The 20,310-nt window shown below is 71.2% G+C and carries 14 protein-coding genes; 7 read left to right on the top strand and 7 right to left on the bottom strand.

The genetic code is table 11. The annotated features are described in order from the left end of the window. Positions 1-23 precede the first annotated feature (23 nt). Positions 24-983 carry a serine/threonine-protein kinase gene (locus tag HH310_RS13485; protein WP_169175848.1) on the top strand — a complete coding sequence of 320 codons (960 nt, stop codon included), beginning with the start codon at positions 24-26 and terminating at the stop codon, positions 981-983. On the opposite strand, the gene HH310_RS13480 is transcribed toward HH310_RS13485, so the two are convergent. From HH310_RS13480 to HH310_RS13470, 3 genes are all read right to left on the bottom strand, one after another. Further along, a complete protein-coding gene (locus tag HH310_RS13480; protein ID WP_169175847.1) occupies positions 960-2,966 on the bottom strand; it encodes a biotin carboxylase N-terminal domain-containing protein in 2,007 nt (668 codons plus the stop codon). The two genes, HH310_RS13485 and HH310_RS13480, sit on opposite strands and share 24 nt — an antisense overlap. Beyond that, on the bottom strand, positions 2,963-4,297 hold the full coding sequence (locus tag HH310_RS13475) for a carboxyl transferase domain-containing protein (RefSeq protein WP_169175846.1): 1,335 nt from the start codon (positions 4,295-4,297) through the stop codon (positions 2,963-2,965). The genes HH310_RS13480 and HH310_RS13475 overlap by 4 nt, the downstream gene beginning before the upstream one ends. Positions 4,298-4,502: 205 nt before the next feature. Beyond that, entirely contained in the window at positions 4,503-5,180 is a 678-nt protein-coding gene (locus HH310_RS13470; protein WP_020515203.1) for a Crp/Fnr family transcriptional regulator, read from the bottom strand. A 454-nt stretch (positions 5,181-5,634) separates the two neighbouring features. Between HH310_RS13470 and HH310_RS13465 the strand changes: the two genes are divergently transcribed. The 5 genes from HH310_RS13465 to HH310_RS13445 are packed head-to-tail and all read left to right on the top strand — an operon-like array spanning position 5,635 to position 9,903. Then, complete coding sequence (locus HH310_RS13465) at positions 5,635-6,591, top strand: CapA family protein (RefSeq protein WP_396027512.1); 957 nt, start codon at positions 5,635-5,637, stop codon at positions 6,589-6,591. A 43-nt stretch (positions 6,592-6,634) separates the two neighbouring features. Beyond that, the gene (gene nth, locus HH310_RS13460; RefSeq protein ID WP_282438459.1) at positions 6,635-7,432 is read left to right on the top strand and encodes an endonuclease III; all 798 of its coding nucleotides are present in this window, start codon (positions 6,635-6,637) and stop codon (positions 7,430-7,432) included. Beyond that, on the top strand, positions 7,429-7,995 hold the full coding sequence (locus HH310_RS13455) for a TlpA disulfide reductase family protein (RefSeq protein ID WP_312034041.1): 567 nt from the start codon (positions 7,429-7,431) through the stop codon (positions 7,993-7,995). The genes nth and HH310_RS13455 overlap by 4 nt, the downstream gene beginning before the upstream one ends. After that, complete coding sequence (locus tag HH310_RS13450; RefSeq protein WP_169175844.1) at positions 7,992-8,690, top strand: CoA pyrophosphatase; 699 nt, start codon at positions 7,992-7,994, stop codon at positions 8,688-8,690. Before HH310_RS13455 ends, HH310_RS13450 begins: the two co-directional genes overlap by 4 nt. 34 nt (positions 8,691-8,724) lie before the next feature. Next, the gene (locus HH310_RS13445; protein WP_169175843.1) at positions 8,725-9,903 is read left to right on the top strand and encodes a MarP family serine protease; all 1,179 of its coding nucleotides are present in this window, start codon (positions 8,725-8,727) and stop codon (positions 9,901-9,903) included. Here the strand turns inward: HH310_RS13445 and mycP are convergent. Next, complete coding sequence (mycP, locus tag HH310_RS13440; RefSeq protein ID WP_169175842.1) at positions 9,900-11,165, bottom strand: type VII secretion-associated serine protease mycosin; 1,266 nt, start codon at positions 11,163-11,165, stop codon at positions 9,900-9,902. The two genes, HH310_RS13445 and mycP, sit on opposite strands and share 4 nt — an antisense overlap. 150 nt (positions 11,166-11,315) lie before the next feature. Next, on the bottom strand, positions 11,316-15,239 hold the full coding sequence (eccCa, locus tag HH310_RS13435; RefSeq protein WP_169175841.1) for a type VII secretion protein EccCa: 3,924 nt from the start codon (positions 15,237-15,239) through the stop codon (positions 11,316-11,318). A gap of 161 nt (positions 15,240-15,400) precedes the next feature. Here eccCa and eccD point away from each other — a divergent pair, with 161 nt between their 5' ends. Further along, positions 15,401-16,825 carry a type VII secretion integral membrane protein EccD gene (gene eccD, locus HH310_RS13430; RefSeq protein WP_169175840.1) on the top strand — a complete coding sequence of 475 codons (1,425 nt, stop codon included), beginning with the start codon at positions 15,401-15,403 and terminating at the stop codon, positions 16,823-16,825. A gap of 84 nt (positions 16,826-16,909) precedes the next feature. On the opposite strand, the gene HH310_RS13425 is transcribed toward eccD, so the two are convergent. Beyond that, positions 16,910-17,401: an inorganic diphosphatase gene (locus HH310_RS13425; RefSeq protein WP_169175839.1), complete on the bottom strand. Its 492-nt coding sequence runs from the start codon at positions 17,399-17,401 to the stop codon at positions 16,910-16,912. Positions 17,402-17,880: 479 nt separating this feature from the next. Further along, on the bottom strand, positions 17,881-18,180 hold the full coding sequence (locus HH310_RS13420) for a hypothetical protein (protein WP_169175620.1): 300 nt from the start codon (positions 18,178-18,180) through the stop codon (positions 17,881-17,883). Positions 18,181-20,310: the final 2,130 nt, after the last annotated feature.

The raw sequence follows: 20,310 nt of genomic DNA, 5'->3' as shown, positions 1-20,310 counted from the left end.
CGTCTTGGCGTATTTTCTGTGGCATGACGGAGACTCCGCCCGGCGCGTTACCTGTCCCGTACGTGCCAGGTATGTCCGGTTTGTCCGTCATGGCGCGCGGCGGATACGCCACGGTCTTTCGCGCCACGCAGGACTCGGTCGGCCGCGAGGTCGCCATCAAGGTCGAGAACCGTCGCCTGGAAAGCTCCCGCGACCAGGCACGATTCCTGCGTGAGGCGCGCGCGGCCGGTCGCATGTCGTCGCATCCGTACGTGGTCGACCTGTTCGACGTCGGCGTCACTGTCGACCAGCATCCGTACTTCATCATGGAGCTCTGCGACGGGTCCTACCTGGACCGGATGCGCCGCTCGCCGCTCGGCGCCGCCGAGGCCCGCGACCTCGGCGCCAAGATCGCCGACGCGCTGGTGCACTCGCACGCCAACGGGGTGCTGCACCGCGACGTGAAGCCGGCGAACATCCTCTACTCGCAGTTCAGCTCGGCCCTGCTCGCCGACTTCGGCCTGGCCGTGCTGGGCGAGATGCGCGACTCGTCGGTCACGCTGGAGGTGCTCACCCCGGCGTACGCCGCGCCCGAGATGTTCCGGCACGACGAGCCCACCGGCGCGGTCGACGTGTACGCGTTGTGTGCCACCCTCTACGCGCTGATGCGTGGCCGCCCGCCCCGCTGGGAGAGCGACCGCAGCCCCAGCCTCATCACCCTGATGAACTCGTTCGACGCCCCGATCCCGGACATCCCGGGGGTGCCGCGCCAGCTCGTCGACCTGGTCCGGCACGGCATGGCGAACGATCCGGCCGCGCGGCCGAGCGCCGAGGAGCTGCGCCGCCTGCTAACCGACCTGCGGCTGGACGAGCCGGCGCCGCCACCCTCGTTCGTCCCGCCCCCGCGCTACAACACCGGGGACGAGACGCCGACCGTGCGCACACCGATGAAGCCGTCGATGCGCAAGCGCTTCTTCGGTCTACTCGGGATCGAGGACCGCTAGCAGCTCACCGGTGTCCACCTCGGCTCCCGGGCGGACCGGCAGCGAGGCCACCACGCCCGCGCTCGGTGCGTGCACCGGGTGCTCGAGTTTCATCGCCTCCAGGGTCAGCAGCAGCTCGCCGGCCCGGACCCGCTGGCCCGGCACCACCAGCACCCGGCGGACCGCCCCGGGCAGCGGAGCGATCAGCGACCCCTCGGCGACCTCCATCTCGGGCAGCGGGAACCGGGTGAGCCGGCGCAACGCCACCGAGCCTTCCGGACTGTCCACGTACGAGACCTCGCCAACCCGGTGCACGTTGAAGGTCAGCCGGATGCCGTTGACGTCCAGGATGACCCGCTCGTCGGTCGCGGTGACCACCACCGTCTCCGGGTAGTCGTCCACCTCGGGGGCCTGGCCCAGCCCCGCCAGATCCAGCTCCTCCGGGTCGATCGTGCGCACCCACCAGCCGGCCAGCTCGCCGTGCCGGTTCATCCGGTAGCCGACCTCGACCGGGCCGGCCGGGCCGTCGTACACGGCGGTCTGCGACCCGGACGGCACGTTGCGCCACCCGGACGGGAGCGAGGCCAGCACGGCCGCCCCGGCGCGACGGGCCGCGGCCCCGGCGAGCGCGGCCGCCAGGCACGAGATCCGCACGGCGTCCACCGCGGACAACAGCGGCGCGAACACCTCGGGCCGCCGGTCCAGGAAGCCGGTGTCCATGTCCCCGGTGCGGAACGCGTGGTGCCGCAACACCCGTACCAGCAGGTCCCGGTTGGTGGCGACGCCGTGCAGCTGGGCCCGGGTCAGCGCGGACGCCAGCATCCGGGCCGCCTCCTGCCGGGTGGGCGCCCAGGCGACCAGTTTGGCCAGCGTGGGGTCCTGGTGCACGCCGACCACGGAACCGTTCTCCACCCCGGCGTCCAGGCGCAGGCCGGGCTGGGCCAGCGGGCGGAACGTGGCGGCGATGTCGGGCACGTGGAAACGGTGCAGGGTGCCGGTGGCGGGGAGCCAGGCGTACGCGGGATCCTCGGCGCACAGACGCACCTCGATGGCATGACCGCGGATCGGCGGTGGTCCCGGCATCGGCAGGCTGCCGCCCTCGGCCACCAGCAACTGCAGCCGGACCAGGTCGTAGCCGGACACGCACTCGGTGACCGCGTGCTCGGCCTGCAGCGTCGGGGTCATCTCGAGGAACCAGAAATCGCCCTCGGTGTCGAGCAGGAACTCGACCGCCCCCGCGCCCACGTAACCCAGCGCGCGGACCGTCACGATCGCCGCCCGGCAGAGCTCCTCACGCAGCCCCGGATCGACCGCCGGGGACGGTGTCTCCTCGATGATCTTCTGGTAGCGGCGCTGTATCGAGGACTCGCGCTCGCCGAACGGGACGACCGCGCCGTGCTCGTCGGCCACGATCGGGATCTCGATGTGGCGTACGTCCTCGACGAACGGCTCGCAGTAGACCTCGCGGCCCACCTCGCGCCGGGTCGAGGCGATCGCCTCGGTGAGCGCCGCCGCGTCCCGCACCACCCGCATGCCGGTGCCGCCGGAACCGGAGTCCGGCTTGATCAGCACCGGGAAGCCGGGCACCGCCTCCGCGTCGGTGAAGGTCGGCAGCACCGGCACCTTCGCCTCGGCCACGATCGCCTTGGTCTCGCTCTTGCTGCGCAGCACGCCGAGCGTCTTGGCCGGCGCGCCCACCCAGATCATCCCGGCGTCGGCCACCGCGGCCGCGAATTCCGGGTCCTCGGCCAGCTCGCCGTCGCCGGGGTGGATCGCGTTCGCGCCGGTCCGCTGCGCCGCCGTGATGATCAAATCACCGTGCAGGTACGCCGCCCCGGGCGGCCCGCCGTTGAGCCGGACCGCGTAGTCGGCCTCGCCGACGTGCGGCGCGTCGGAATCGGCGTCCGAGTAGACGGCGACCGTCTCGATGCCCACCAGGCGGCAAGTGGCGAACACCCGGCGGGCGATCTCACCGCGATCGGCCACCAGAAGCCGTCGGATCACTGGTCTCCCTTTCCGGGTCGGAACACGCCGAGATGGCCGGCACCCTCGACGACCGCGCTGTGCACGGCGGAGAGGCAGAGGCCGAGAACCGTGCGGGTGTCGCGCGGGTCGATGACGCCGTCGTCGTCGCTGGCCGCCGGGCCGTCGCCGGGCCAGCCGAAGGCGAAACGGGGATCGCCGGTGCGGCCCGTATTGAGCGCGAGGTGCGGCACCGTGGAGTGGGCGAGGGCGTCGATCACGCCGGCGCCGAACAGGCCGGGGGTGCGGTCGCGCTGGATCAGCAGCAGCGACGTGTCGGTGGCGTTGGCGAGCTGGATGAAGTGGACCGCCTTCTGCGTCTCCGCGGCGGCGTGCCGCGCGCCCACGGCGGCCAGCACCCCCACCGGGTAGCCGTGCAGCTCACCCCAGCCGGCGACCAGAGCTGTCCCGTAGCCGGGCTTGAACTCGTCGAAGTCGCTGCCGTCCAGAATCCGGGCGAGGACCTCGCGCGGGTCGGACAACGTGGCCGCGGCGGCGCCGGAGAGCGACAGCAGGTCCTCGCCGGCGTACTTGGGCTCCTCCGGCGGGAACGTGCGCGGCGCCGGCCCGCGCTTGCGCCAGTTCAGCCGGCGGATGCACTGGCGGGCCAGCCGCAGCCCGTCGCGCTCGTCCTCGGCGAGCTGGTCGGCGGCGCCGGTCGGCACGTGGCCGTTGACGCCGCGCAGCGGCGGCGCGTTCAGCGTGAGCATCTTGGTGTGCCCGCGCACCATGATCGTGTAGTCGGCGAGCGCCGGTAGGTAGGCGACCTCGCCGCTGGTGGCGCCGAAGACCACGCAGACCGTCGGGACGCGCTGGGCGGCCAGCCGGCCCAGGTCCCGCGCGACGCCACCGCCCGGCGGCGGGCCCGCCGCCGCGGTGTCGGCAGCCGATTCGGCGAGGTTGACCAGGGGCAGCCGGTTGCGGGCGGCGATCCGCGCGGCACGGCGGATCTTCTCACTCGCGTACGGCCCGGTGCCGCCCTCGACCGTCGGATCGGTCGCGATGACCGTGCACTCGACGCCCTCGATCACCCCGACCCCGGTGACCATGCCCGCGCCGACCGGATAGTTCGATCCCCAGCCCGCCACCGGGGCCAGCTCGAGGAACGGGCTGTCCTGGTCGAGCAGCATCTCGACGCGTTCCCGGGGCAGCAGCTTGCCCCGCGCGTGGTGCCGGGTGACCGCCTTCTCGCCGCCGCCCGCGCGGGCCGCCTCCAGCGCCGCCTCGAGTTGGGAGAGCCGTTCCAGGGCGACCCCCCGGCCCTCCAGGTAGGCGGGCGTGCGCGGGTCGATGGCCGTGTCCAGCACGGTCACGTCGGAACCCCGTAGCGCCCGTCGGCCCCCACCATGTTCAAAGCCGCGCCCTCTCGTCCGCCGGTGCCTCTCGACCACCTCCGTAACGAGCGGCTGAGCTGGTGCGACACGGATCCGAAAGGGGCGGCTTTGCCGCCGTTTAGGGCGTATTAAACGCCTTTACGCGGCCGTCCGAATGGACGACCGCGTAAGAGGGCTCAGCGGGTCAGACCCGGGCGCGGCGGGCGAGCCGCTCCGGGTCCAGGATGATCACACTCTTGCCGTCCAGCCGCAGCCACGCACGCGAGGCGAAGTCGGCAAGCGCCTTGTTCACCGTCTCGCGTGACGCGCCGACCAGCTGGGCCAGCTCTTCCTGGGTCAGATCATGCGTGACGCGCAGCACACCGCCGTCACGGGTGCCGAAGCGTCCCGCCATCTGCAGGAGGTTCTTGGCCACCCGGCCGGGAACATCCGTGAAGATGAGATCGGCGAGCGCGTCGTTGGTGCGGCGCAGGCGGCGCGCCAGCACCCGCAGAAGCTGCTCGGCGATCTCCGGCCGATTGTTCAGCCAGGGGCGCAGCGACGTCTTCTTCAACCGGGCGAGCCGGGCGTCGGTCACCGCGGTCGCGGTGGCCGTGCGCGGGCCCGGGTCGAACAGGGAGAGCTCGCCGACCATGTCGGACGGGCCCATGATCGAGACCAGATTCTGCCGGCCGTCGGCAGCCCGGCGACCGAGCTTGATCTTTCCGGACAGCACGATGTACAGGCTGTCACCGGCCTCGCCCTCGTTGAACAGGACGTCGCCCTTACGGACCTCGACCGTGTCCATCTCCTTGGCGAGCGCCTCGGCCGCCTCCGGGTCCACGCCCTGGAAGATCCCGCTGCGCGCCAGTACCTCATCCATCGCGACACCTCCGAACACGCGCAACGCCTGCGCTCGATCAGTCTAGGCGCACGCGGACGGGAATCGGGCGGCCACCCCTTGATCCAAATACCGCAGGGTAATCGTTCCGACCGTGACAGGCGGTGTTTATTGCCGCTCTCGGTTGGCGACAACCAGCCTTTCGACGGGTCGTCCGCGTCGCACTCCGAAGGTATCGTCGCGATCGATGAATTCCCAGCCTCGACCACAGAAGCCGGGTATTTTCGGACGTCCTGTACTAACTATCACGATTCTTGTTGCCGTATCGATCGGCGCAGGTGTCGGAAGTGTCGCATTTGCGAATCGGGACTCGGGGACACCCCGGAGCACGTGGGTGGCGCCTGAACACTCCGTGACCACGCCGCCGGCCACCGCTACGTCACCCGATCTCGAGTCGGAACCGTCGGCCGCAAATGTGGTAGGAGACACGGTAGCGGTGTCCGCGACCGGCGACATCATCATGGGCAATGCGCCGTCCCGGATGCCGCCGGACAACGGCGACGGATTCTTCGACTCGGTGAAATCCGGACTCCAATCCGATCTCGTGATGGGCAATCTCGAGCAGCCGCTCACCGAGGACACCGGGACATCGAAGTGCGGCACGCCGCCACGCCCCAACTGTTTCGCCTTTCGGTCACCGCCGGGTTACGCGCGGCATCTGCGCGAGGCCGGATTCGATCTCGTGAACACCGCGAACAATCACGCCAAGGACTTCGGTACGGCGGGGGCGGGGAACACGCGTACGGCGCTGGGGAATGTGGGGATCCTGGCCACCGGCAACCTGGACGAGATCACCGTGCGCGAGGTCCACGGCATCAAGATCGCCGTGGTGGGTTTCTCCTCGTACGCCGGTGCGAACAACCTCAACGACCTCGGGCACTCACGCTCCGTGGTGCAGCGCGCGGCGCAGCGGGCCGACCTGGTCGTGGTGCAGGTGCACATGGGTGCCGAGGGCAGCGGGATGCAGCATGTGCAGCCGGGGCACGAGATCTTCCACGGCGAGGACCGCGGCGACCCGATCCGGTTCGGCCACGCGGTGATCGACGCCGGGGCCGACCTGGTCGTCGGGCACGGGCCGCACGTGCTGCGCGGCATGGAGTTCTACCGGGGGCGGCTGATCGCCTACAGCCTCGGGAACTTCGCCGGCGGCGGGCACACGCTCTCCGGCAGCGGGGTGCTCAAGTACGGCGGGATTTTGCACGTCACGCTCACCCGGGACGGAACGTATGCGGGCGGGAAGTTCCTCTCGACATACATGAACGCGTCCGGCAAGCCCGTCCGGGACGCGGCGAACGAGCGCGGCCGGCAGCTGATCGCCCAGCTCACGGCCGCCGACTTCGGCCCGACGGGTGCCCGGTTCGGACCGGACGGATCGATCAGCCGACCGGCGTGACGGATGCCCCGCCGGTGACGCGACGTACTCTTTACCGGTGACTCTGGTGGCGCGGTCGATCAAGCGGTTCGCGGGGGAGACGCCTATCGGGCGCAAGCGTCGCGCCCGCAAGATGGCGAGGATCCTCGCCGAGACGCACCCCGACGCGCACATCGAGCTCGACTTCACCACGCCGCTGGAACTGGCCGTCGCCACCATCCTCTCGGCGCAGACCACCGACGTCCGGGTCAACACGGTGACGCCGATCCTCTTCCGGCGGTATTCGTCGGCGGCCGACTACGCGGCGGCCGACCGTGCGGCGCTCGAGGAACTGCTGCGGCCGACCGGCTTCTTCCGGGCCAAGACCGACTCGCTGATCAAGCTGGGGCAGGCGCTGGTCGAACGCTACGACGGACGACTCCCGGCCAAGATGGACGATCTGGTCTCCCTGCCCGGTATCGGGCGGAAGACCGCGAACGTGATCCTCGGCAACGCGTTCGACGTGCCCGGCCTCGTGGTCGACACGCACGTGCGCCGGCTGACGAACCGCTTCGGCTGGGTGCACGAGGAAGACCCGGTGAAGATCGAGACCCAGGTCGGCGAGCTCATCGAGAAACGCGACTGGACGATGCTGTCGCACCGGGTGATCTTCCACGGGCGGCGCGTGTGTCACGCACGCAAGCCGGCCTGCGGCGCGTGCACGCTGGCCGCGCTCTGTCCCTCCTACGGCACCGGCCCGACCGAGGCCGCCCCGGCGGCGAAGCTGCTCAAGGGCCCGCGCGCCCGGGAGCTGGCGGTGGCCGCCGGCATCGACCCGTCGCTGGTCCCGGCCGCCGCGATCACCGAGCCGGAGGCGCCGTGAGGCGGGGGCGCTGGTGGCTGTGGTCGCCGCTGGTCTTCTTGCTGATCGCGGCGTGTAGTTCCCCGTCCCCCCGGTCCGGCTCCGACGTCTCGCAGACCCCGTCGCCGTTCGTCAGCTGCGCCGCGTTAGCCGGGTCCGGCGCCACCAGCGTCCCGGACGTGAGCCTGCCCTGCTTCACCGGCGGCGAGCAGGTCCCGGTGCGGCAGATCAACGGGCCGTTGGTCATCAATCTCTGGGCGTCCTGGTGTGGTCCGTGCCGGACCGAGCTGCCCCTGATGCAGCAGCTCGCCGACGCCGGCGCCGGCAAGTTGCGGGTGATCGGCGTGGACACCGGCGACGAGCGCGACGCCGGGGCCTCGTTCGCGGCCGACAAAAAGATCGACATGCCGACCCTCTTCGACGGGGACAGCAAGCTGCAGAAGGCCATCGCCAGTACCACCCTGCCGGTCACGATCTTCGTGGACGCGAGTGGCGGCACCCACGTCTACCGCGGCATTCCGTTCACCGCGAAGACGCTGGCGGACCAGGTCCAGGCGCAGGCCGGCGTACGGGTGAAGCTGTGAGCCGCGGACGGGTGCTGTCCCGGCCCGCCGACCTTCCGTCGTGGTTCGAGCCGCTGCTGACCCGGGCCGGCACCTGCCGCACGGAGGACTTCACCACGCAGCGGCCGCCGGTCGGCGGGGGCCGGGCCAGTGCCGTGCTGGTCCTTCTGGGGGACGGCCCGGACCTGCTCGTCCTGCAGCGCGCCGCGACCATGCGCAACCACGCCGGACAGCCCGCCTTCCCCGGCGGCGCCACCGACCCGGAGGACGCCGACGCGGTCGCGACCGCGCTGCGCGAGGCCGAGGAGGAGGTGGGCCTCGACCCGGCGAGCACCGAGCCGCTGGCCCTGCTGCCCGACCTCTACATCCCGGTCAGCTCGTTCGTGGTGACGCCGGTGCTGGCCTGGTGGCGGCACCCGCATCCGGTCAGCCCGCGGGAGCCCGCCGAGGTCGCGCACGTGGCGAGATTGCCGATCAGTGAACTCGTCGACCCGGGGAACCGTATCCGGGTGCGTCATCCGAGTGGCTGGATCGGACCGGCGTTCCAGGTCCGTGGTCTGCTCGTCTGGGGCTTCACGGCAGGAGTGATCTCGACTTTGCTCGACATGGGTGGCTGGGAACGGCCGTGGCAGCCCGGACAACTCGTCGATCTGCCGGATGCCTCGGCCCCGGTACCGGCCGCTCGCGGCGGTGCCCCCGACGAGGTGCTGCCTTGATCTTGGGGTGGCAAACCGCTTCTACGCTGGGTGAGTGTCCGTGGTCGATGGCATTTTGATTGTCCTCATGCTGGTCTTCGCGATCAGCGGCTACCGCCAGGGCTTCGTCATCGGGGCGCTGTCGTTCGGCGGGTTCTTCAGCGGCGTTCTGATCGGCCTGCAGGTGGGTCCGCTGATCGCGGACAGGTTCAGCGGCAGCACCGCCCGGCTGGTGGCCTCCCTCGTGACGATCTTCGCGCTGGCGGTGCTCGGGCAGACGCTGGCCGGGTGGCTGGGCACGCACGTGCGCCGGGCGATCTCGAGCCGGCCGCTGCAGCGCGCCGACGACGCCGGGGGCGCCGTGATCTCGGTGGTCGCCGTCCTGGTAGTGGCCTGGCTCATCGCGGTGCCGCTCGGGTCGACGCCGTTCGTCGGCCTCAACAAAGAGGTGCGCAGCAGCGCGATCCTCGGCGGCATCAACAAGGTGATGCCGCAGGAGGCGCAGGATCTGTCCTCGGCGCTGCGCGACACCCTCGACACCAGCGGCTTCCCGGACGTGCTCGGCGGCCTGTCCCCGACCACGGCGCGTGAGGTGGCCGCGCCCGACCCGGCGCTGGCCGGTTCGGCGGTCGTGCAGCGCTCGAAAAAGTCGGTGCTGAAGGTGCTGGGCACGGCGCCGAGCTGCTCCCGGCGTATCGAGGGCTCCGGTTTCGTCTACTCGGACGACCGGGTGATGACCAACGCGCACGTCGTGGCCGGCACCCGCGAGGTGTCCGTCGAGGTCGGCGGCCGTCGCGAGCCGGGCACCGTGGTGGTGTACGACCCCGAACGCGATCTGGCCGTGATCCGGGTGCCCGGGTTGTCCGCGCCGGTCATGCCGTTCGTCGGCAAAGCAGGCGCCACCGGGTCGAGCGCGATCGTGCTGGGCTACCCGCAGGACGGGCCGTACGACGCGCAGTCCGCCCGGGTCCGCGACGTCGGCCCGATCACCGGTCCGGACATCTACAACGCCGGCGACGTGACGCGCGAGATCTACACGATCCGGTCGCTGGTCCGCAGCGGTAACTCGGGCGGCCCGCTGATCACCACGGACGGCCATGTGCTGGGCGTCATCTTCGCCGCGGCCGCGGACGACCGGAACACCGGCTTCGCGCTGACCGCCAAGGAGGCCGCGCCGGTCGCCCAGGAGGGGATCGACGCCACGAAGGGCGTGCGCACCGGCGACTGCGCCTAGGTGGTGTGGGAGAAGCGGCGGATCGTCAGCAGGGCCGCCACTATCGAGATCAGGAACAACGTGGCGGCGGCCCACCAGCCCCGGTGATCGGACGCCGGGGTGGTCATCTGCGGAGCGGCGCCGGTGCCGGGCTCGGCGCCCTGCGGAAGCGGCGGATCCACCTTCGCATCCGGCGCCGACTGGGCCTGGCCGGGGGCCGGGGCGCTGCCGAAACGGGCGATGCCCGGCGACGGGGTCGTGTCGAGCGGGTTCTCGAAGACCGGCGCTAACTGGGCGGTCAGTGCGCCGGTGGGGTTGACCTCGCCGAACCCGTACACCGGATCGCGGCCGGCCGGACCGCGGTCCTTCGCCGTCTTGATGATGCGGTTGATGACGTCGCCGGCCGACATCGTGGGCCAGCGCGAGCGGATCAGGGCGGCGGTGGCCGCGACCATCGGCGCCGCGAAGCTGGTGCCCTGCACCTTCCAATACCCGCCGCCGGGCCGGGCGCCGACCAGTTGGGTCGCCGGCGCGGTGACCACGGTCTGCTTACCGGTGATCGAGCCGGACCAGAGGGTGTCGCCGTCCTTCTCCATGCCGGCCACCGCGATCACGCCCGGCTCGCGCGCCGGATACCACACGCCGTAGTCGTCGCCGGTGCCCGTCTGGTTGCCGGTGCAGGCCACCACGACCACGTCCTTGGCGAACGCGTAGTCGAGCGCGGCGGCCAGCGTCGAACTGCTGCCGTTGCCACCCAGCGACAGGTTGATCACCCTGGCGCCGTGGTCGACCGCCCAGCGCACGCCCTTCGCCACGATGATCGCGTCGTCGTACCGATTGCGCTCGTCCAGCACGCGTACCGGAAGAATTTTGGCTTTCGGCGCGATACCGACCACGCCGTCGGCGTCATCGCTGCGACCCGCGATGATCGCGGCGACCGTGGTGCCGTGCCCGACCAGGTCGTTGTCGCCGTTGTCCTTGGGATCGACCAGGTCGAGGCCGGGTAACACCTGGCCCTGCAGATCGGGATGGTTGGCGTCGACACCGGAGTCGATGACCGCGACCGTGACCCCGGCACCGTTCGCGTAGGTCCAGGCGTCCGGCACGTCGAGCACCTTCAGGAAGGTTTCGTCCTGGCGAACTGAATCGCCGACCAGCGGGACCGCCGGTGGCGCGGCGGCGACGGGTGCGCCCGGAATGCCCAGCGCGATCGCGGCGGCCAGCGCGGCACCGGCCAGAGTGCGTCCACTCAGCACGGGGCACCGTCGCCGGGTGTGCGGCATCGCGCCCTGGCGGGCCGGGGAACAGCCGTTGCAGCAATCACGGTGGCATCGCCATTTCTGATCCTGGACGGTCGATGCAGATTACTCCGAAGCGAAGCGGTTTCGCCCCGTCACGAGCGCGCTTATCGCACTAGGAGTCTGCTGAGAGTTTCACGTTCCGGACGCGGCCGGCAGATGTGCAAGTTGCACCAGGCGAATGCCCTCACGTCGGGTGACCAGACGGCCACGACCAGCAGGCATCAAAGTGGGCCGGACGGCACCCACGAGCGGGCCCTCCTCGGCCGGCCCGGACATCACCATGCCGGGCGCCGACAGCTCGCGCAGACGCTGGATGACCGGCTCGTACAGGGCCCGGCTCGCACCCCCGGCCCGTCGCGTGAGAATCAGGTGCAGGCCCACGTCACGCGCCTGCGCGAGGTATTCGAGCAGTGGCGTCAACGGGTTGGCCGGTCCGGCCACCACCAGGTCGTAATCGTCGACGAGCACGAAGAGTTCCGGTCCGGTCCACCAACTGCGTTCGCGTAGTTGCTGAGCCGTCACATCCGGTCCCGGCAGGCGTCGCTGCATGTAACCGGCGACCGACTGCATCAGCTCCAGTGTCTTCGGTGCCTGGATGCCGTAGCCGATCCGGTGTTCCGACTCGGGCAGGTCCATCAGGCTGCGGCGATAGTCGACCAGGATGATCCGCGCCTGCTCCGGGGAGAATCGCCGGGTCACGGTCGTCGCCAGCGCGCGCAGGAACGAGGACTTGCCGCACTCCGCGTCGCCGAACAGCAGGAAATGCGGATCGGTTGCGAAGTCGATCTCGACGGGCTGCAAGTCGGCCTCGGCGATCCCGATCGGCAGCCGCAGCCCGGTGCTGCGCCCCACATCCATTTCCCGGTACGCGATGGAGGCCGGCAACAGACGCACCCGCGGCGCGACCGGACCGTGCCAGTTGGTCGCGATCTCCTTCACCAGCTCGGCGGTGTCACCCATCGAGCTCAGCTCCGGTCGCACGGTGAGCAGGTGCATGAACTTGTTCTTGTCGGTCGGGTGCTCGACGATGCCGCGGCCCGGCTGCTCCGGCACGCTGGCCGCCGCCCGCCGGTTGACCGTCGAGTCGCTCGGATCGCCGAGCCGCAGCTCCACCCGGGAGCCGAACAGATCGCGGATCGCCGGACGGAAGTCCATCCACCGGGAACTCGCCGCCACCACGTGAATCCCGTACGAAAGGCCCCGGGTGGCGATGTCGGTGATCACCGCTTCCAGTTCCTCGTACTCCTTGCGGAGCGTGGCCCAGCCGTCCACCACCAGGAACACGTCGCCGAACGGGTCGTCGTCCGGGCGACGGCGCCGGTAGGACGCCATCGAGTCGATGCCCAGCGCCGCGAACCGCGACTCTCGCTCACCGAGCAATGTGGAGATCTCCCCGACCGTACGGCGTACGCCCACCGCATCCAGCCGGCTCGAGATGCCACCGACGTGCGGCAGGTCCTTGAGCGTGCCGAGCGCGCCGCCACCGAAGTCGAGGCAGTAGAGCTGCACCTCGGCCGGCGTGTGGGTCAGCGCGAGCCCGCAGATCATCGAGCGCAGCGCCGTCGACTTGCCGCTCAGCGTGGACCCGACCACCGCCACGTGCCCGGCGGCGCCGGCGAGCTGGAGCCACATCACGTCGCGCACCTGCTCGCGGGGCTTGTCGACGAGCGCGATCGGCACCTGCAACGCGCCGTGCAGTTCCGGGTTGGCGAAGGCCAGGCCGCGGACCGGGTCGGCGGCCACCGGGCCGAGCAGCTCGTCGAGCGCCGCGGACTTGTTCAGCGGCGGCAGCCACACCTGATGCGCCGGCGGGCCCTGGCCGTTGAGCCGGTCGACCAGCACGTCCAGCACGCTCGCGCCGGAGGGGGTCTCGGCCGGGCGCACCGGTTCGACCGGTTTCGGCGCCGGCACAAACTTGGTCGAATACGCCAGGACCTGCGGGACAGAGCCGGCGCCACCCGCCGACGTACCGGAGCCGGTGCGGCGCAACGGGCCGGAGACGTACGCGGCCTTGAATCGCAGCAGCGGCTCGGTGCCGAATTTCAGATAGCCGTGACCGGGCGAGCGGGGCAGCTCGTACGCGTCCGGCACGCCGAGCACCGCGCGCGACTCCAGCGCCGAGAACGTGCGCAGGCCGATCCGGTACGACAGGTGCGTGTCCAGGCCGCGCAGCCGGCCCTCCTCGAGCCGCTGGCTGGCCAGCAGCAGGTGCACGCCGAGCGACCGGCCCAGCCGTCCGATCTGGACGAACAGGTCGATGAAGTCGGGCTTGGCGCTGAGCAGCTCGGAGAACTCGTCACACACGACCAGCAGCGACGGCAGCGGGGGCAGCGGCGCACCGCCGGCCCGGGCCTTCTCGTAGTCGCGGACACTCGCGTAGTTGCCGGCCTTTCGCAGCAACTCCTGACGGCGTACGAGCTCGCCGTCGATCGCGTCGACCATGCGATCGACCAGGACCAGCTCGTCGGCCAGGTTGGTGATCACGGCGGCGGTGTGCGGCAGCCGGTCGAGCGAGGCGAAGGTCGCGCCGCCCTTGAAGTCGACCAGCACAAAGTTGAGCGTCTCGGACGAATGCGTCGCGGCCAGCGCCATCACCAGCGTGCGCAGCAGCTCCGACTTGCCGGAACCGGTGGCGCCGATGAGCAGGCCGTGCGGGCCCATGCCGTCCTGGGCGGACTCCTTGAGGTCCAGCTCGATCGGGCTGCCGTCGCTGCCGACACCGATCGGCACGCGGAGTTTGTCGCGGTTCGGCCGTGGCGTCCACGCCTGCGCGACACCGAACGACTCCGGATCGCCCAGCCCGAGCAGATCGGCCAGGCCCATCTCGGCGGCCAGCGGAGTATCGGACGATTTGGACATCACGGCCAACCGCAGCGGCGACAGGCGGCGGGCGACCGCCTCCGCCTCCTCCTCGGACAGCCCGTCCGCGACGCCCACCTCGGCCTCGTGGTCCATCGAATACGTGTTCAGGGCCCGGCCGCCGGTCACCTCGAGGACCAGCAACGAGCGGTCCAGCAGGCGCGGCGGCTGCTCGTCGAGGTCGAGCACGGTGACCCCGTCGATGCCGTCGTCGAGCTGGGCGGCGCCGGCCCCGTCCCGCACGATCACCACGTGCGGCCCGTCGGTGTTCGCCGTCGCCGCCGGATGGAACCGCGACCGGTTGCCGATCACGTCCTCGAGCAGGCTTTCCAGGTCGGCGCCGGTGCTCGCGACCAGGCGCACGTGCCCCAGCGCGTCGGTGCGCACCGGGTGCAGATTGTGCGGCAGCCACTTGACCCACTCCCACGACGGGCGGCGCTCCGGCCCGGCGCAGATCGCGATCAGCATGTCGTCGGGCGCGTGGAACGTCGCGAGCTGGGCGATCACCGCGCGGGTGAGATCGTGGACGTCGCGCTCGGGGCCGCGCACGAAAACCCGCGCGAAACCGCGCAGCGAGGCGGCGACCGGAAGATCCGGGACCACCGAGTACGCGTCGAGGAAGCGCCGCAGCGCGCCGGCGGTCATCGGCTCCAGCTCGTCGAGCGGGCGGGTCACCGGCGCGATCAACGGCGTGGCCAGCGTCTGGGGGCCGACCGCGACGCGGACGACGCCGAAGTCCGGGTCGGCCGGACGCCGCTCCCAAACCCGGTGGCTGGCCGCGGTGGACCACAGCTTGGCCGGATCCGGATGCCGGTAGAGCAGGCCTTTGCGCTGCTTGTCCACCGTCTCCCGGACCCGGCGGCGCAGGCCGGCGAGATGGCGCAGGTATTCGCGGCGGGCGGCCATCATCTCGGCCTTCTTCGGTGAGCCGCCGGAGCCGAAGCTGGTGGCGAGCATGGCGATCGAGGAGATGCCGAAGAGGCCGCCGATCACATAGGAGTACGCACCGCCGACGCCCCGGCCCATCATCATCGCCATGGCCACCGAGCCGCCCAGCATCGGAAGCGCCATCATCGCCTGCTGCCAGCGGGCGCCGGTGCTCTGCGGGATCTCCGGCGGCGGCTCGACAGCGATCTCCCCGGTCGGGATCTCCGGCGCCGGGCGCCGTGCCGACCGCTTGATCACCACCGTGCTCATGCCGGAAGTCCCCTCTGTGCTCGGTTACGCCCCGTGCGTGCGGCGGTTACCGTACATCACGACGCGCCCATGCTAAGTAGAGTGCGCCAGTCGTCGCACAATCGTCGTCATCGATCGGAAAAGGGTCTTGACATGCTGATCGACTTTTCTGCGGGCCGGTCGTGAGCGTCGGGCTGGCCCGGGTCACGATCAGCGCGCCGCAGCGTCGCGTCGATGTCGCGCTGCCCGAGCACGTGCCGCTCGCCGAGCTGCTGCCCGAGGTGCTGCGGCACGCCGGCGAGGGCCTCGCCGACGACGGCGAGAAACACGGCGGGTGGGTGCTGCGGCGCACCGACGGGGTTCCGCTGGCCGGCACTCAAGGTCTTTTCCCGCAGGGCGTACGCGACGGGGAAGTGCTCTATCTCGTCCCGGCGCACGATTCCTGGCCCGAGCTCGAGTACGACGACGTGGTCGAGGCGATCGCCGAGGGTGCTCGTCGCCGCGGAAGTGTGTGGAGTGCGTCCGCGACCCGAACCGCCACGCTGGTCGCGGCCGGTGCGCTGCTGGCCGTCGCGTTGATCGCGATTCTCTGGGCCGGGCCCGCGTGGGCCGGATCCGCCGTCGCCGGGCTCGCGTTGTCCCTGGTGCTCGCGCTGGCCGGGATCACGGCCTCCCGGGCGTACGGCGACGCGCGTGCCGGGGCGGCGCTCGGCGCGTACTCGATGCCGTTCGCCTTCGCCGGCGGCGCCGCCCTGGTGGCGACCGGTGACCGGGTCAGCGTGCTGGCGCCGCTGCCCTGGCTGGGCGGATCCGAACTGCTCGTCGGCTCGATGGCGTTGCTGCTGGCGGCCGCGCTGGGCGGGATCGGCGTGGCCGGAGCGGTGCGGTTGTTCACCGCCGGTGCCTTCGTCGGCGTGTTCGGATCGCTGGCCGCGCTGGTCACCGTCGTCACCGACTCGGCGGGCGCGGCGGCGGTGCTTTTGTCCGCATTGGTCGGTGGGATCGGGGTGTTGCCGCTGTTGGCGATCCGGTTCGGCAAGGTGCCGACACCGCCGGTCACGTTGCCGACCGGGAGTGCGGCGGCCGAGGGGTTCACCCGGGGTCCTTCGCTCGACGCGGCCCGGGAAAGGCCGGATCGGGCGACCGTTTTCGCCGCGGTGACCCGCACCGAGGAGTTGCTGGCCGGCATGCTGCTCGGGCACGTGCTGCTGGCCGCGGGCGCGTTTCTGGTGCTGGCCGCGGCCGGGACGCTGTCGGCGCGACTGCTGATCGCGGTGTCCGCGGCGGCGCTGCTGTTACGGTCCCGGCTCTTCGTGACGCTGCGGCAGCGGGTGCCGTTGGTGGTCGGCGGGCTCATCGGGGTGGGCGCGCTCGGCGTCAACCTGGTGCGTACCGGCAGCCCGGCGCTGCTGCTGGCGGTGACCGCGGGCGCGCTGGTGCTCGCCGTGATCACCGTGGTGGCCGGGGCGACCTACTCCCAGCGGCCGCCCTCGCCGTATTTAGGACGGGCCGCCGACCTGCTCGACACGGTTGTCGTCGTGTCGGTGATTCCGGTTGCCTGCGCGGTCGTCGGTCTCTACGACGCGGTCGGCAACATCAGCTTTTAGCCGTTTTGTCGTGGTCTTTCGTGGTCTTTCGTGGTCTTTTGTGGGCGGCTCTCGTCGGCCGCCCACGCTGCATCAGGCCTCGGGTCAGTGCTCGCCCTCGGCCTCGGCCCGCTTGAACGACGCCCGGATCTCTTCCTCGGCCTCGACACGGCCGACCCAGGTCGCGCCCTCGACCGACTTGCCCGGCTCCAGGTCCTTGTAGACCGTGAAGAAGTGCTGGATCTCCATCCGGTCGAACTCGCCCAGGTGGTGAATGTCGCGCAGGTGCTCCTGACGCGGGTCCTCGAACGGAACGCACAGGACCTTGTCGTCGCGGCCCTTCTCGTCCGACATGCGGAACATGCCGATCGCCCGGGCCCGGATCAGGCAGCCCGGGAAGGTCGGCTCCTGCACCAGGACCAGCGCGTCCAGGGGGTCGCCGTCCTGGCCGAGGGTGCCCTCGATGAAGCCGTAGTCGGCCGGGTACTGCGTCGCGGTGAAGAGCGTCCGGTCCAGCCGGATGCGACCCGTCTTGTGGTCGACTTCGTACTTGTTCCGCTGGCCCTTGGGGATCTCAACCGTAACGTCGAAATCCATCATTAGCTCCCTTGTTCGCCCGCTTGAAAAGACCGGCTACAAAAGCGGGGATCACGACCGGGGATGCCAGGCCGTCAGGATCCGCGCGCAACGATGTGCCGGATGTCGCTAGTCTCCCCTAAGTCTTCGGCCGCCTACTAGGAGGGGCTCGTGGGGAGGCAAGATTCACACAACGGCCCGGGGTACGACGGCGTGTCCGAGTCGCAGGTCGGCTCCGCAAACGGTAACCCGGTCGCGGGCCGGACGACGGCGCCTTCGCCTGATCGGCCGGGTGGGACGGCGGTGAACGGCGGTGATTCCACCGATCGGACGTCACCGATCCCGGCGAATCCGACATCCGGTGGTGGCTCCGGCGGGCCGGCGGGCCCAGAATCGGCGGACGATGTGGTGATGCAGCCGGGTGCCGACGGTTCGCCTGCGCCTTCCCCCGAGCGGGCGCAAGGGGCTTGGGCGAGTCCGCCCGGGGCGGTTTCGCCTGCTCAACCCGACGACGAGGAGACGCTGCGGCAGCCAAAGCCGTCGTTCGTTTCGTCGACCGCTACGTCGCCGAACAGCGCCGTGTCGTCGTCGCCCGTCGCCGCGCCGCCGCCGGTCACCTCGCCAAACCCGCCGCCTGTCACCTCGCCAAACCCGCCGCCTGTCACCTCGCCAAACCCGCCGCCTGTCACCTCGCCAAACCCGCCGCCTGTCACCTCGCCAAACCCGCCGCCTGTCACCTCGCCAAACCCGTCGGCGCCGGGAGCATCGACCTCGGCTACGTCTTCGGATCCGTCGCCCACCGCTTCTGTGCCTTCCCCTCCGCTGTCAACGCCAGTTCCGGCAAATCAGACTTTGCGCCCCGCGGTGCCCGGGATGTCGCAGTCAACAGCATCTGCCAGCCAGCCCACCCCGGCGGACGCTTCGACCGAACAACGCCAGCCGACCCATCCTGAGCCGGTGCCGCAGTCTTCCTCGGACTTGGCGGCTGCCGCGCCCGCGAACGGCCCCTCGGCGGCGGCGATGGTTTCTACGGTCCAGGGGTCTGTCTCAGCGGTTGCTCAACCGGCGAGTCCGCAGGCGATGTCACCAAATCCGCCAAGCGCGCCGGACGCCGAGCATGGTCCGGCCGCGGGCCAGGAGCCGTTAACCGAGGGTGGACCGGCCCCGACGAGCCCCGCCCGGCCCGCGCCAATATCGGTGACCTGGCAACCGGCAGCGTCCGCGCAGCCCACCGCATCTCCGAACCCGTCGGCGCCCCACCAGGCGCCGCGTCTGCCGAGCGACCAAGATTCCCCGGCCTCCTCAGCTTCGGAGACGGCGCGGCCCCCGATACCGGGGCGTGCCGCCGTGCAACCTCCGGGTCCGTCGGTGGCTCAGCCTCCGACGCCGGGTACCAATCCGCCGCAGACGGCGCCGGCGACGCCACCGCCGGCACGGCAGCAGAGGTGGCCTGGGCTGCAACCGTCGGTCGCTGTGCCGACTGCCACGTCATCGTCTTCGTCGGCTCCGCCGCAGCAGGGACCACCAGTGGCTGGGCCGTCAGCGTCCGCGCCTGCCCAGACGCCGGACCGATCGGAGACGCCACCACCCGCATCCCGTCCCACTCGGCCGGCGGCTCCGACCGTTGTGCCGCCTTCGTCAGGTTCGTCCCCGGAGGTGGGTTCGGCCGGAGCGCAGGCGCCAGCTCGCCCGGTGGCCTCGCGGGGTCCGTGGGCGGAACCACCGTCGACGTCATCATCGGCGCGCGCGGCTGTTCCGGGGGATATGCAGCAGCCCGCCCCGCCTTTGTCGCAACCTGCCGATTCGCGCCACACGCAACCTTCAACTTCGCCCGGCCCGCAACCACCAGCTTCCGGGTCCGTTCACGTCCCGCGTGCCGACTTATCCGGCCCCGACCAGGGTCAACGGCCGTCTAGTCGTGCCGTTGCTCAGCCCCCGCATGCCGAGGCGTCGGGTCGCGCGGTTACTCCGCCGTCGCGCGGGGAGGCGTCAGGCGGTCGTGCCGCTATCCAGCCCCCGCATGCTGAGGCGTCCGGTCGTGCCGCCACCCAGCCCCCGCACGCGGAGGCGTCCGGTCGTGCCGCCACCCAGCCCCCGCACGCGGAGGCGTCGGGTCGTGCCGCTCCCCAGCCCGCGCAGGCGGAGGTGCCAAGGAGCGCCGCCGTTCAGCCGCCTCAGGTGGGGACGGCGGGTCGGGCGACTGCTCAGTCTGCCCAGGTGGGGGCCTCGGGAAGCGCTGCGGCTGAGTCGTCGCAGGTGTCGGCGTCGGGTAGTGCTGCGGTTGAGCCGTCGCGGGCTTCGGCCTTGGGTAGTGCCGCGGTTCAGCCGTCGCAGGTGTCGGCGTTGGGTAGTGCCGCGGTTCAGTCACCGCGGGCTTCGGCGGCAGGAAGTGCTCCGGTTACGCCGTCGCAGGTGTCGGCGTCGGGAAGTGCGGCGGTGCAGCCGTCGCAGGCGTTGGCGTCGGGCGGCGCAGCCGTTCAATCACCGCGAGTAGACGGGTCGGGAAGCGCCACAGCTCAGGCGACGCACGCGGAGGGGTCGGTGGCTGAGGCGCCACAGCCTCAGGCGTCCGGGTCGGCCGTGGTCGGGCCGGCGCTGCCGCCGCCGGGTTCGGGGGCGGGCGGTGTCAGCCTCGGGCGTGCCGCGGTGCCCACGACTAAACCGCGAGCCGGGCAACTCCCCGGTGCGGGTGCGGCCGACGAGGCTTCGCGTGGGCAGGCAACCGCCAGCCCGGTCGAAGCGGCCGCGTCCCCCCGTGCTGTCTCTCCTCCAGCGGCGGGTTCGGTCCGGCCGCACGTTCCTCCTGCGGCTGGTGACGGGCGGACGGCTGCGCCCGCGACGCCGCAAGTCGCGGGGGCTCCTTCCGCGCCGGCGACTTCTGCTCAGACTCGCGCCGCAACGGTAGCGGCTTCGGCAGGGGTTGGGCACAC

This window comes from Actinoplanes sp. TBRC 11911, assembly GCF_012933445.1.
Lineage (GTDB): Bacteria > Actinomycetota > Actinomycetes > Mycobacteriales > Micromonosporaceae > Actinoplanes.
Note: the sequence above shows the minus strand (reverse complement) of the source record. Positions and strands in the feature narration are given on the sequence as shown.